12 protein-coding genes are annotated in these 12,096 nt (G+C 60.7%); 6 read left to right on the top strand and 6 right to left on the bottom strand.

From position 1 onward, the window contains the following. Positions 1–92 precede the first annotated feature (92 nt). Positions 93–749: a thiopurine S-methyltransferase gene (locus AC3WN7_RS07960; protein ID WP_102675395.1), complete on the bottom strand. Its 657-nt coding sequence runs from the start codon at positions 747–749 to the stop codon at positions 93–95. Positions 750–851: 102 nt separating this feature from the next. Here AC3WN7_RS07960 and AC3WN7_RS07955 point away from each other — a divergent pair, with 102 nt between their 5' ends. Then, entirely contained in the window at positions 852–1,619 is a 768-nt protein-coding gene (locus AC3WN7_RS07955; RefSeq protein ID WP_095966411.1) for a DODA-type extradiol aromatic ring-opening family dioxygenase, read from the top strand. Between the two features lie 220 nt (positions 1,620–1,839). On the opposite strand, the gene AC3WN7_RS07950 is transcribed toward AC3WN7_RS07955, so the two are convergent. Then, the gene (locus AC3WN7_RS07950) at positions 1,840–3,513 is read right to left on the bottom strand and encodes a DEAD/DEAH box helicase (RefSeq protein ID WP_007973525.1); all 1,674 of its coding nucleotides are present in this window, start codon (positions 3,511–3,513) and stop codon (positions 1,840–1,842) included. 424 nt (positions 3,514–3,937) lie between these two features. On the opposite strand from AC3WN7_RS07950, the gene AC3WN7_RS07945 reads away from it, so the two are divergent. Beyond that, positions 3,938–4,729, top strand: a complete 792-nt coding sequence (locus tag AC3WN7_RS07945; protein ID WP_102675396.1) for a crotonase/enoyl-CoA hydratase family protein — start codon at positions 3,938–3,940, stop codon at positions 4,727–4,729. A gap of 107 nt (positions 4,730–4,836) precedes the next feature. Here the strand turns inward: AC3WN7_RS07945 and AC3WN7_RS07940 are convergent, their stop codons facing one another. Next, the gene (locus AC3WN7_RS07940) at positions 4,837–5,592 is read right to left on the bottom strand and encodes a spermidine synthase (protein WP_102675397.1); all 756 of its coding nucleotides are present in this window, start codon (positions 5,590–5,592) and stop codon (positions 4,837–4,839) included. A 150-nt stretch (positions 5,593–5,742) separates the two neighbouring features. Between AC3WN7_RS07940 and AC3WN7_RS07935 the strand changes: the two genes are divergently transcribed. Next, positions 5,743–7,089 (top strand): class II 3-deoxy-7-phosphoheptulonate synthase, encoded by a 1,347-nt coding sequence (locus AC3WN7_RS07935; RefSeq protein ID WP_095966408.1) that lies wholly within the window; start codon positions 5,743–5,745, stop codon positions 7,087–7,089. 108 nt (positions 7,090–7,197) lie between these two features. Here AC3WN7_RS07935 and AC3WN7_RS07930 read toward each other — a convergent pair whose 3' ends face one another. Further along, positions 7,198–8,427: a winged helix-turn-helix domain-containing protein gene (locus AC3WN7_RS07930; RefSeq protein ID WP_102675398.1), complete on the bottom strand. Its 1,230-nt coding sequence runs from the start codon at positions 8,425–8,427 to the stop codon at positions 7,198–7,200. 80 nt (positions 8,428–8,507) lie between these two features. Further along, positions 8,508–8,723 carry a DUF1127 domain-containing protein gene (locus AC3WN7_RS07925; RefSeq protein WP_007973532.1) on the bottom strand — a complete coding sequence of 72 codons (216 nt, stop codon included), beginning with the start codon at positions 8,721–8,723 and terminating at the stop codon, positions 8,508–8,510. A 95-nt stretch (positions 8,724–8,818) separates the two neighbouring features. On the opposite strand from AC3WN7_RS07925, the gene AC3WN7_RS07920 reads away from it, so the two are divergent. Beyond that, complete coding sequence (locus AC3WN7_RS07920) at positions 8,819–9,673, top strand: LysR substrate-binding domain-containing protein (RefSeq protein ID WP_095966406.1); 855 nt, start codon at positions 8,819–8,821, stop codon at positions 9,671–9,673. Here AC3WN7_RS07920 and AC3WN7_RS07915 read toward each other — a convergent pair. Further along, positions 9,663–10,412 (bottom strand): sulfite exporter TauE/SafE family protein, encoded by a 750-nt coding sequence (locus AC3WN7_RS07915; RefSeq protein WP_095966405.1) that lies wholly within the window; start codon positions 10,410–10,412, stop codon positions 9,663–9,665. The genes AC3WN7_RS07920 and AC3WN7_RS07915 overlap by 11 nt on opposite strands. Before the next feature lie 110 nt (positions 10,413–10,522). Here AC3WN7_RS07915 and AC3WN7_RS07910 point away from each other — a divergent pair, with 110 nt between their 5' ends. Together AC3WN7_RS07910 and AC3WN7_RS07905 are read left to right on the top strand one after the other, a co-directional pair. Next, positions 10,523–11,479, top strand: coding sequence for a LysR family transcriptional regulator (locus tag AC3WN7_RS07910; protein WP_102675399.1), 957 nt, complete (start codon positions 10,523–10,525; stop codon positions 11,477–11,479). A 67-nt stretch (positions 11,480–11,546) separates the two neighbouring features. Then, entirely contained in the window at positions 11,547–12,008 is a 462-nt protein-coding gene (locus AC3WN7_RS07905; RefSeq protein ID WP_102675400.1) for a MarR family winged helix-turn-helix transcriptional regulator, read from the top strand. Positions 12,009–12,096 lie beyond the last annotated feature (88 nt).

Below are 12,096 nucleotides of genomic sequence, written 5' to 3'. Positions count from 1 at the left end.
TCGCGGGCAAGCCCGCTCCCACAGGATCTGTGAACGCCACAGATCATTGTGGGAGCGGGCTTGCCCGCGAAGAGGCCTGGACTAACAACTAATTACTGACTGGAAACCCGATACACCCGCTCCTCAAGTCGCGTCACACCCGCCTCCAGGAACTTCCCGCTCTCACTCAGTACGTCCTGATCCTCCAGCACCTTCAGCGACCATGACCCGCCCAACAATCGCTGCACCTCATCATCGAGCACGGCAAAGGGCGGTCCGTCCATCTGAACCTGGTCATAGTCCAGCGTGATCAATAATCCGCGACACTCTTTCGGCAGAATCCGATTCAGGTGCGCGGCATATTGCTCACGCATCTTGGGCGGCAACGCAATCAACGCGGCGCGATCATAAAGCGCGGAGCAATCAGCCGTGTCACCGGCCGTCAGCTCAAAGAAATCGCCGCACCAAAGCTCGATGGAACCTGCCCGATAGACCTTGAAAGGCCCCTGCTCACTGACGCCCGGATCAAAGCCATGCTCGCTGAAAAACTCCTCGATGGCTTTTTCCGACAGTTCGACTCCCAGGACCTCATGGCCTTGATGGGCGAGCCAAAGCAAATCCAGGCTTTTGCCACATAACGGCACCAACACGCGTGCCCCCTCTTCAAGGCTTAACGCTGGCCAGAACCGCTTCAGATAAGGGTTCACCTGCGGCAGGTGAAAACCGATCTGATTCGCCGCCCATTTCTTGTGCCAAAACTCCGGCTGCATAAATAACCCCGAAAATTCGATCAAAACACCCTAAAACTTATATTAGATTTAGATTAATGATCTGACTGAAGATGTTGCATCTTAACTCTCAGGAGCTCATTCATGTTCCCCAGCCTGTACATATCCCACGGATCCCCCATGCTCGCCCTGGAACCTGGTGCCAGCGGGCCGGCACTCGCCCGCCTGGCCGTCGAGATACCCAGGCCCAAAGCCATCGTGATTGTGTCTGCGCACTGGGAAAGCAATGAGCTGCTGGTCAGCGGCAATCCGCAGCCTGAAACCTGGCATGACTTTGGTGGATTCCCCAAAGCCCTGTTCGAGGTCCAGTACCCCGCACCCGGCGACCCACGACTCGCCGCAGAGGTTACCGAGCTACTGATAACCGCTGGTTTTCCTGCGCGCATCGACAGCAATCGGCCTTTCGACCATGGCGTCTGGGTGCCTTTATCGCTGATGTACCCACAAGCAGACATCCCGATTGTCCAGGTTTCGCTGCCCACCCGGGCCGGCCCCGCTCTACAGACCCGCGTTGGCCACGCGCTGGCCAGCCTGCGCGAGCACGGCGTCCTGTTGATCGGCTCCGGCAGCATCACTCACAACCTGCGGGAGCTGGACTGGCATGCCGGCCCCGAGAGCGTTGAGCCCTGGGCACTGGCGTTTCGCGACTGGATGATCGAGAAACTCGAAGCGAACGACGAAGCCGCACTGCATGACTATCGCGCGCAGGCACCCCATGCCGCGCGCAATCACCCCAGCGACGAACACCTGTTGCCGCTGTACTTTGCCCGCGCCGCCGGTGGGCAGTTCAGCGTTGCTCACCAAGGGTTCACCATGGGTGCGCTGGGCATGGACATTTACCGCTTCGGCTGACAGACAGACCGCGTCGCGACCTTCGCGAGCAAGCCCGCCCCCACAGACGACTGCTTTACTTCAGAAAGAATGCGATCAAATGTGGGAGCGGTGGTGCGGCGATCCGACTTGCTCGCGAATGAACCACCGCCGCTCACCAGCCAAGTCTTGATGGCAGGCAAAAAAAATCCCCGAACCAGTCGGGGATTTTTCATGTTCGATCAATCAGCCCGAGAGCGGATCAATCTTCGCGGTAGCGACGCAGCTTCAACTGCTTGCCGGCAACGCGAGTGTCCTTCAGCTTGGTCAGCAACTTCTCCAGACCATCTTCCGGCAGCTCGACGAGGCTGAAGCTGTCACGTACCTGGATGCGACCGATCGCTTCACGCGCCAGACCACCTTCATTGAGGATGGCGCCCAGCAGGTTCTTGGCGGCGATACCGTCACGCGCGCCCAGCGCGGTACGGCAACGTGCACGGCCTTCGCCCAGTGGCATCGGAGCACGACGCTCGCGGTCGCCACGCTCAGGACGATCACCGGAACGCTCTGGACGATCGCCACGCGGTGCATTGTTCGGCACCAGTGGACGCTCTTTCTCGATAGCGGCCAGGTTCAGCGCTTGACCGTTGGTTGCCTTGCGCAGCAGGGCTGCGGCCAGGGCACGCGGGCTGCAACCGATGTCGGCGGTCAGGCGATCGAGCAGATCACCGTGAGTCGATTCGGCCTCGGCCACCAGCGGCGACAGGCTGTTGGTCAGTTTCTTGATGCGCGCATCCAGAACGGCTTGAGCGTCCGGCAGGCGAACTTCAGCAACCTTCTGACCGGTTACACGCTCGATCACTTGCAGCATGCGGCGCTCACGCGGAGTCACCAGCAGCAGTGCACGACCTTCGCGACCGGCACGGCCGGTACGGCCGATACGGTGAACGTAGGACTCCGGATCGTACGGCATGTCAACGTTGAACACGTGAGTGATGCGCGGAACGTCCAGGCCACGAGCGGCAACGTCGGTGGCCACAACGATGTCCAGACGGCCATCCTTGAGGGAGTCGATCACGCGCTCACGCTGGTTCTGGGCGATGTCACCGTTCAGCGCAGCGGCTTTGTAGCCTTTGGCTTCCAGGGCACTGGCCAGGTCCAGGGTCGCTTGCTTGGTGCGCACGAACATGATCAGGGCGTCGAAATCTTCCACTTCCAGCAAGCTGAGAACGGCCGAAGTCTTCTGGTCAGCGTGAACCAGCAGGTGAGCCTGCTCGATCGCGGTAACGGTCTGGGTCTTGCTCTGAATCTTGACGTGCTTCGGATCGCGCAGGTGGCGTTCGGCGATGGCACGGATCGACTGAGGCAGGGTTGCCGAGAACAGTACGGTCTGACGGGTTTCCGGCATGGCCTTGAAGATGACTTCCAGGTCGTCCATGAAGCCCAGCTTGAGCATTTCGTCGGCTTCGTCGAGAACCAGGTGGTTCACGGTCGCCAGTACTTTTTCGTCGCGACGCAGGTGGTCGCACAGACGGCCCGGAGTGGCGACAACGATTTGTGCGCCATTACGGATTGCTTTCAGTTGTGGGCCCATCGGCGCGCCGCCGTAGACAGCCACAACAGTCACGCCCGGCATTTGCTTGGCGTAGGTTTCGAAAGCGGTTGCAACTTGTAGCGCCAACTCACGAGTTGGGGCCAGGATCAGAGCTTGCGGCTCGCGCTTGGACGGATCAATGCGGTGCAGAATTGGCAGGGCAAAGGCAGCGGTTTTACCGGTACCGGTTTGCGCCTGACCAATCATATCGTGACCGGCGAGAATGATCGGGATCGACTGCTGCTGAATGGCCGAAGGCTCTTCATAGCCGGTAGCGACTACTGCAGCGACAATATTTGGATGAAGTTCAAGAGCGGCGAAGCCGCCGATTTCCTGGGTCATGGGTCTGCCTCTAAGTGCATCCGCAAAGACCCATGCTCCAAAGCTGCACATGCCGTGTTGAGACTCAAGAGTCGCCCTGGCAGCTTTGTCGGCGGGGATTTGCGAAAACGAATGAATGAAAAGAATCGTAAAGGAAGAGTCCGCTGGGCGGACGTGCAGCCGAAGCTGGCTTCGGGGAATTGCGCTACCTAAACGCGGCCCGGTTAAAGGCCGGCGCGCACTATACCGGAATTCGTCAAAAAAGGGAGCTTTTTTTATCGGAAATCCACCGGATACACCGTTGTGTCACAGGCTTTGCGAATAATCGGTCAGCCGTCTATTTTTCAAAGGCCCGGCCTTGCGGGTGATGGCGCTAAAACGGTTCACCCTTTACCGTGCAGACCGCAGGTCCCCGCACGCCTCTCCTACCCCCGAGGACCGCTCCATGAAACAGCCCAGTTCCAGTCGAGTCAGCCGCGAACGGCGCGGCCATGTGTTCCTGATCGGTCTGGATCGGGTGGCCAAGCGCAACGCCTTCGATCTCGACCTGCTCAACGCGCTGAGCCTGGCCTATGGCGAATTCGAGGCCGACAGCGAAGCGCGCGTGGCGGTGGTGTTCGCTCATGGCGAGCACTTTACCGCCGGGCTCGACCTGGTCAATGCCAGCGTCACACTGGCAGATGGCTGGCAGGTTCCACCCGGCGGCTGTGATCCCTGGGCGGTGTTCGCCGGTCCCAGGGTCAGCAAACCGGTGATTGTCGCCGCCCAGGGTTATTGCCTGACCATCGGCATTGAGCTGATGCTGGCCGCCGACATCAATCTGTGCGCCAGCAACACCCGGTTCGCGCAGATGGAAGTGCAACGCGGGATCTTCCCGTTCGGCGGTGCCACCCTGCGCCTGCATCAAGTGGCCGGCTGGGGCAATGCCATGCGCTGGTTGTTGACCGGGGATGAGTTCGACGCCCGTGACGCCTTGCACCTGGGTCTGGTGCAGGAGGTCATGGCCAGCGAGGACTTGCTGCCCCGGGCGATTGAACTGGCCGAGCGGATCGCCCGTCAGGCGCCACTCGGCGTTCAAGCGACACTGATGTCTGCGCGACAGGCCCGCTATGAAGGGGAAACCGCGGCGGCACAGGCGTTACCGCTGCTGGTGAAGAAGTTGATGGCTAGCGAGGATGTCAAGGAAGGTGTGCGGTCGATGGTTGAGCGGCGGCCTGGAGTCTTCAAAGGGATTTGATTTTAATTTTGGCTTTGATGGCCCCTTCGCGGGCAAGCCCGCTCCCACAGGGGATCGCGCTCAAATGTGGGAGCGGGCTTGCTCGCGAAGGGGCCATCAGAAACAACTCAAGTAGCTGGGCGAATGCACTTGATCAACGACTGCAACGAATACCCCAGCCGCGGCGCCAGCGTTTCGGCGCGGGCGATCAGGCCGTCCATGTCCAGCTCCTGATCCAGCTCCGAAGGCACGATCAGGATCACGTTGCCCTCCTTCACCGGCAGCTCCCAATAGTGCCGGTGATACAAACCGCGCAACAAGGCGGCGCCCAGGGGTTTGCCATCGTCGGTCGCCCACTGATTGATCACCAGCCAGCCACCCGGATTCAATCGTTTCTGGCAATCTTCCAGGAAACTCCAGGCCAGATGCCCGACACCCGGGCCGACATCGGTATAAAGGTCGACGAAAATCAGGTCCGCCGATTCTGCGCTATCCAGCAACTCCAGCGCATCGCCAACGCGGATGTACAGGCGTGGATCGTCATCCAGCCCCAGATATTCAATGGCCAGACGCGGCACGTCCGGGCGCAGCTCGATGGCTTCGACATCTTCCAGCGGCAGGAACTTGAGGCAGGCCTGGGTCAGCGTACCGGCACCGAGACCGAGAAACAGTGCGCTTTCGGGCAGTTCATGGCACAACGCGCCGATCAGCATCGCCCGGGTATAGTCGTACTCGAGCCAGCTCGGATCGGCGGTGAACACGCAGCTTTGCTCGATGGCATCACCGAACTCGAGAAAACGGTAATCGGCCACTTCCAGCACACGAATCACACCGAACTCGTCCTGTACCTCGGCGAGCAGATGCTCGACGCGTTCCTCAGTCATTTCATCTCCTGACCGTCACCGGGGCCGGCAACGCAATAACACCGCGTGTAGAGAGCGGCAAAGGCGAGATTGTCAGCGATGCGACGGGAACAGGTCACGCACTAATTTGCTGATAACATGGACGTCCGAGCGAAAACACTAGAGACCGTGATGAGCCAACCCTGGAGTCCTGACAGCTGGCGCGCCCTGCCGATCCAGCAACAACCCCGATACCCCGACGCCGCGCATTTGCAGCAGGTCGAGCAGACCCTGGCCAGCTATCCGCCGCTGGTGTTTGCCGGTGAAGCCCGTGAGTTGCGCCGTCAGTTTGCCGAGGTGACCCAGGGCCGCGCGTTTCTGTTGCAGGGTGGCGACTGCGCCGAAAGCTTCGCCGAATTCTCCGCGGCGAAAATCCGTGACACCTTCAAGGTGTTGCTGCAGATGGCCATCGTGATGACTTTTGCCGCCGGCTGTCCGGTGGTCAAGGTCGGGCGCATGGCCGGGCAGTTCGCCAAGCCGCGTTCGGCCAACGACGAAACCATCGATGGCGTGACGCTGCCCGCCTACCGTGGCGACATCGTCAATGGCATCGGTTTCGACGAAAAAAGCCGCGTGCCGGACCCCGAACGCCTGTTGCAGTCCTATCACCAGTCCACCGCCACGTTGAACCTGCTGCGCGCGTTCGCCCAGGGCGGTTTTGCCGATCTGCATCAGGTACACAAGTGGAACCTGGACTTCATCGCCAACTCGGCGCTGGCGGAAAAATACAGCCACCTGGCCGATCGCATCGATGAAACCCTGGCGTTCATGCGCGCCTGCGGCATGGACAGTTCGCCGCAGCTGCGCGAAACCAGTTTCTTCACCGCCCACGAAGCGCTGCTGCTGAACTACGAAGAAGCTTTCGTGCGTCGCGACAGCCTGACCAACGATTACTACGATTGCTCGGCGCACATGCTGTGGATCGGCGACCGCACCCGCCAGCTCGACGGCGCCCACGTCGAATTCCTGCGCGGGGTGAACAACCCGATCGGGGTCAAGGTCGGCCCGAGCATGAACCCCGACGACCTGATTCGCCTGATCGACGCGCTCAACCCGGACAACGACCCCGGCCGCTTGAACCTGATCGCACGGATGGGCGCGAACAAGGTCGGCGATCACTTGCCGCAACTGATCCGTGCCGTCCAGCGTGAAGGCAAGCAGGTGCTGTGGAGTTCCGACCCGATGCACGGCAACACCATCAAGGCCAGCAGCGGCTACAAGACCCGCGACTTCGCGCAGATCCTTGGCGAGGTGAAGCAGTTCTTCCAGGTGCACGAAGCCGAAGGCAGTTATGCCGGTGGTATCCATATCGAAATGACCGGGCAGAACGTTACCGAGTGCATCGGTGGTGCGCGGCCCATTACCGAGGACGGTTTGTCGGATCGCTACCACACCCATTGCGACCCGCGGATGAATGCCGATCAGTCGCTGGAACTGGCGTTTTTGATTGCTGAAACACTGAAGCAGGTTCGGCGCTAGTTATTGGCTGCCTGACAAGACGCCTTCGCGAGCAAGCCCGCTCCCACACTTGATTTGTGAACGACACAGAACCAATGTGGGAGCGGGCTTGCTCGCGAAGGGGCCAGTTCAGTCACCATCAATCTGTGCCAATGCCACCCGCAACCTTGCCGCACTCGCCCGCGCGCAGCTCAACTGAACCTGCGCCAGCCCCAGCCAATCCGCCATCTGCCGCAGATTGACCGCCAACGCCAACATCCCCTCGTCATCCAGCCCCGTTTCTTCTTCATGCACCGCATGCACAGCCAAACGACCCGCCGCACGCTCGGCACGCAGATCGACCCGTGCGGCAATCCGTTCATTGTGCAGAAACGGCAGCACGTAATAGCCGTAAACGCGCTTGTCCTGCGGCGTGTAGATTTCCAGCCGATAACGGAAATCAAACAGCCGCTCCGTACGGCTGCGCTCCCAGATCAGCGAATCGAACGGCGAGAGCAAGGCACTGGCCGCGACTTTGCGCGGCACCTTCGGCTCGGGCAGACAATAGGCCGGTTGTCGCCAGCCCTGCACTTCGCAGGTCAGCAATTGACCGGCCTCGACCAACTCGGCCAAACGTGGACGACTGTCCGCAGGGTTCAGGCGGAAATAGTCACGCAAATCCTTCTCCGTAGCGACACCCAAGGCCGTTGCCGCATGCCGTAACAGGCCGCGCTGGGCGTCATTTTCATCCAGGATGGGCTGCGCAAGCACCGCCGAGGGAATCACCCGTTCCGGCAAATCGTAGAGCCTTTCGAACCCGCGCCGTCCGGCAACGGTCACTTCACCGGCAGCGAACAACCATTCCAGCGCATGCTTTTCCGCACTCCAGTCCCACCAGGGCCCGGCACGCTCCTGACGGGTCGACAGGCTTGCGGCACCCAGCGCGCCCTGCTGCTCGACCGATGCCAGCACGCGACGAATCGTGTCTTGCTGCTCACGCCCAAAACGCGCCAATTGCTGATAGATGTCTTCGCCACTGCTCGCTCGCTGCATGCGCCAACGCATCAGCGGGTATAGGGAAAGAGGTAACAACGAGGCTTCATGGCCCCAATACTCAAAGAGTGTTCGACGCCGGCCCTGGCTCCAGGCTGCCTGGTCGAGCAAGTCCGGGGAATAATGGCCGAGGCGGGAAAACAGCGGAAGGTAGTGCGAACGCACCAGTGCATTGACCGAATCGATCTGCAAAATGCCCAGCCGTTCGATCAGTCGGTTGAGCGCAACAGTCTTGATCGCCGCTGGCGACTGCCGCCCGTTGAACCCTTGGGCGGCCAGCGCCAGACGCCGAGCCTGTTTGAGGGTAAAGGACAATGTTGCGGGCATGGGCATCTCCTTGTCTGCTCGCAACCTACCTCACCGGTAAGGGGTTTGTGTAGCGTGGCATTCATCATTTATTGATCGGGTCATTTATGCATCGGGTCGCTCCAGAACGGTTTGATCGACTCGTTCTCCACATCCGCACGACTCATGCCGATGTCCTTGAGTGCTTCGTCGCTCAAGCTCGCCAGCAGTTCGCGCTCGCGATGCAGTTCGTACCAGCGGCCGACCTTGTGCAGCAGATCGGATATCAGATGAATCGAGTGTTTTTCCGCACCATGGAACTCATGTTGACCTTTCATCTTGTTGCCCTCCGTTTGGATGGCTCCAGTCTCGCGCCGGGTCTAAGATCAATCCAACGAATGTTTCTGATGTCACATATCTCGGAGATTGATGGATGTCGGCCTACCCGAGTATCGATACCGAAGTGTTGCGCACCTTCGTTGCCATCGCCGACCAGGGCGGCTTTACCCGCGCCGGCGAAATGGTCAACCGCACCCAGTCAGCCGTCAGCATGCAGATGAAACGACTGGAAGAAGATGTGCTGCAACGCCAGTTGTTCCAGCGCGACGGACGGCAGGTGCGGCTGACGGCCGAAGGCCAGGTGTTGCTGGGCTATGCGCGGCGGATCCTCAAGCTGCACAGCGAGGTCTTCAATACCCTGCGTGAGCCCGACATGGTCGGCACGGTGCGAATCGGTACGCCGGACGATTATGTGATGCGGTTTCTCCCGGGGATCCTGCGCCGGTTTGCCCAGTCCTATCCGCTGATCCAGATCGAAGTGCACTGCGAATCCTCGAAACAGCTGTTGATGCGCCAGGACCTGGACCTGTCCATCGTGACCCGCGAACCGGGCAGCGAAATCGGCCAGTTGTTGCGCAAGGAACGTTTTGTCTGGGCCGAGGCGCAATGCTACAGCGCCCACGAACAGACGCCGCTGCCGCTGGCGATGTTCAACAGCGATTGCTTCTGCCGCCAGTGGGCCTGCAATGCCCTGGATGCCCAGGGGCGCGATTACCGGGTGGCGTACAACAGCGACAGCCTGTCGGCGATCATGGCCGTGGTCAGCGCCGGCCTGGCAGTGACCGCGCAGCTTGAAAGCCTGATCACCGCGGACATGCGCATTCTGGGTGAAGCCGAGGATCTGCCGCTGCTGCCCGAGGCCAGTATCATGCTCGTGCGCAACCTGCATAACCCGTCACCGATCACCGAGTGCCTGGCCGACCACATCATTGATGGCTTCAAACTTTAAAAGCGAGCGTCACCGCACAGAACACCAGGAACCCGCAAAACAGCCCGCGCAGCAGCCGCTCCGGCAAGGCGTGGGCAACCTTCACGCCCCAACTGATGCTCATCAGCCCCCCGACCGCCAAGGGTAAGCCAATCCCCCAGTTGACCTGATGGTGCACGGCATAAGTCACCAGCGTCACCCCCGTGCTCGGCAGGGCCAGCGCCAACGACAACCCCTGCGCAACCACCTGGCTGGTGCCGAACAGACTGGTCAGCACCGGTGTCGCCACCACCGCGCCCCCCACGCCGAACAACCCGCCCATCGTGCCTGATGCAGCGCCAAGCACGCCCAGCCAGGGCCATGAGTAGTTCATCCGTGACGCCGCCGAGGCGCTGGTGGCGAACATGCGAACGAAGTTGTACGCCGACAGTGCGATCAGAAACGCGACAAAACCTATGCGCATGGTTCGCGCATCGATGCCCACCGCCCAGATCGACCCGAGCCAGGCGAAGCAGAACCCCATGATGGCCAACGGTAACGCGTGTTGCCGCTCGATCCGGTTGCGCTGATGGTAGCGCCACAGCGCCAGCATCACGTTCGGCACGACCATCACCAATGCCGTGCCTTGGGCAATCTGCTGATCGAGCCCGAACAGCACGCCCAACAGCGGAATGGCAATCAGGCCACCGCCGATTCCGAACAAACCGCCAAGCGTGCCCAGTACGGCACCGAATACCAGGTACATCAGAAACTCAATCACGGCCAATTTCTCCTCACATCACGCCATTGATCCTACGCAGTTGCTTATGGCACGGAAACGCACAGCGACGCACAATGGCTGTGCCAAATTCGCACAAGCACAGACTTGCCATGAATCCCAACCAATTGACCGACCAACTGGCTTTATTCCTCGATGTACTGGAAACCGGCAGTTTTTCCGCTGCCTCGCGCCGTCATCCGATGACCCCTTCGGCCGTGGCACGGCGTATCGACAGCCTGGAAAACGCGGTCGGCAGTCAGCTGTTCATCCGCAGCACGCATGCGGTGCGCGCGACCCCGGCAGGATTGGCCTTCGCCGAGCGAGCACGGCGGATCGTCGCCGAGTTGCGCCTGGCCCGGGCCGAGGCGGTGTCCTTGAGCAGCGCGCCGGAAGGCCTGATTCGTATCGATGCGCCAGCAGCCTTTGGGCGCCGGCACCTGGCACCGGTGATTGCCGACTTCCTCATGCTCTATCCGGGACTCGATGTGCAACTGCACCTGATCGACAGTTTCGTCGACATGCAGGGCCAGAACCTCGGCAAGGTCGATCTGGTGCTGCGCGCCGGGCAATTGGCCGACACCCGGCTGGTGGCCACGCCACTGGCGAGCATGGTGCGTATTGCCTGCGCCAGCCCTGACTATTTGCGGCGACGCGGCGTGCCGAGCGATCCGTCACAGCTGATTGAACACGACGGACTCGATTGGGATGGTCTGGCCCCGCTCTTCGCCTGGCGTTTCGAACGGGACGGGCAAATGCAGTTGCATCGGCCGGCACGGGTGCGCATGAGCGCCAACAATGCCGAGGCGCTGGTATGCGGCGCATTGGCCGGATTGGGTATCGCGCACCTGCCGACCTGGCTGGCCAGCGAGTACCTGTTGCGGGGTGAGTTGCTGCCGCTGTTCTGCGACAGCGGCCTGCCGCAACCGGAAAACACCGGCATCTATGCCTTGCGCCTGGAACAACAACCCAACCCCCGTAGCCGCTTGTTGCTGGAGTACCTGAAAACCCGCTTCAGCCCGGTTCCGCCCTGGGATCTGCTGTTGCAAACCCATTTGCAACGGCACTGATCAAAATTATCTGGCGCATTAAAGATTCGCCCGCTAGATTCCAATGATCACAGATCAAGGCTTCGACATGAGCACCGAGCGCAACACCCCGGACAACTGCGACAACCTGCTGCTGGATAATCAGGCCTGCTTCGCCCTGCACTCCACTTCGCTGATGATGACCAAGGTCTACAAGCCCTTGCTGCAAGCGCTGGGCCTGACCTACCCGCAATACCTGGCGATGATGGTGTTGTGGGAAAGGGACGGTTTGACGGTAGGCGAAATCAGCACGCGATTGCTGACCGACCCTGGATCCTTGACGCCGCTGCTCAAGCGCCTGGAAGCCGAAGGCCTGCTCAGCCGAACCCGCAGCCGCGAAGATGAACGCGTGGTGATCGTCGAGCTCACCGAACAGGGTCGGGCGTTGCGCGACAAGGCGCGTGATATTCCCCAATGCATCCTCGGCGCCAGCGGGATGACACTGGAGCGCCTGCAAAGCCTGCAAGCGGAGCTGCAAGCGCTGCGTCGCCACCTGCAGGACAGCCTGTAATTTCAAAACCACGACTTATCCCCTGTGGGAGCGGGCTTGCTCGCGAAGGCGCCTTGTCATTCGAAATTTACATCGACTGACACACCGC

It is taken from the genome of Pseudomonas sp. FW305-70 (assembly GCF_058783925.1).
The sequence above is the reverse complement of the archived record's forward strand: the minus strand, read 5'-3'. Positions and strand labels throughout refer to the sequence as shown.

Excerpts from the sequence above, each read along its gene's own strand:
- AC3WN7_RS07960 (WP_102675395.1), bottom strand. The coding sequence starts at position 749 with ATGCAGCCGGAGTTTTGGCACAAGAAATGGGCGGCGAATCAGATCGGT.
- AC3WN7_RS07955 (WP_095966411.1), top strand. The coding sequence starts at position 852 with ATGTTCCCCAGCCTGTACATATCCCACGGATCCCCCATGCTCGCCCTG.
- AC3WN7_RS07950 (WP_007973525.1), bottom strand. The coding sequence starts at position 3,513 with ATGACCCAGGAAATCGGCGGCTTCGCCGCTCTTGAACTTCATCCAAAT.
- AC3WN7_RS07945 (WP_102675396.1), top strand. The coding sequence starts at position 3,938 with ATGAAACAGCCCAGTTCCAGTCGAGTCAGCCGCGAACGGCGCGGCCAT.
- AC3WN7_RS07940 (WP_102675397.1), bottom strand. The coding sequence starts at position 5,592 with ATGACTGAGGAACGCGTCGAGCATCTGCTCGCCGAGGTACAGGACGAG.
- AC3WN7_RS07935 (WP_095966408.1), top strand. The coding sequence starts at position 5,743 with ATGAGCCAACCCTGGAGTCCTGACAGCTGGCGCGCCCTGCCGATCCAG.
- AC3WN7_RS07930 (WP_102675398.1), bottom strand. The coding sequence starts at position 8,427 with ATGCCCGCAACATTGTCCTTTACCCTCAAACAGGCTCGGCGTCTGGCG.
- AC3WN7_RS07925 (WP_007973532.1), bottom strand. The coding sequence starts at position 8,723 with ATGAAAGGTCAACATGAGTTCCATGGTGCGGAAAAACACTCGATTCAT.
- AC3WN7_RS07920 (WP_095966406.1), top strand. The coding sequence starts at position 8,819 with ATGTCGGCCTACCCGAGTATCGATACCGAAGTGTTGCGCACCTTCGTT.
- AC3WN7_RS07910 (WP_102675399.1), top strand. The coding sequence starts at position 10,523 with ATGAATCCCAACCAATTGACCGACCAACTGGCTTTATTCCTCGATGTA.
- AC3WN7_RS07905 (WP_102675400.1), top strand. The coding sequence starts at position 11,547 with ATGAGCACCGAGCGCAACACCCCGGACAACTGCGACAACCTGCTGCTG.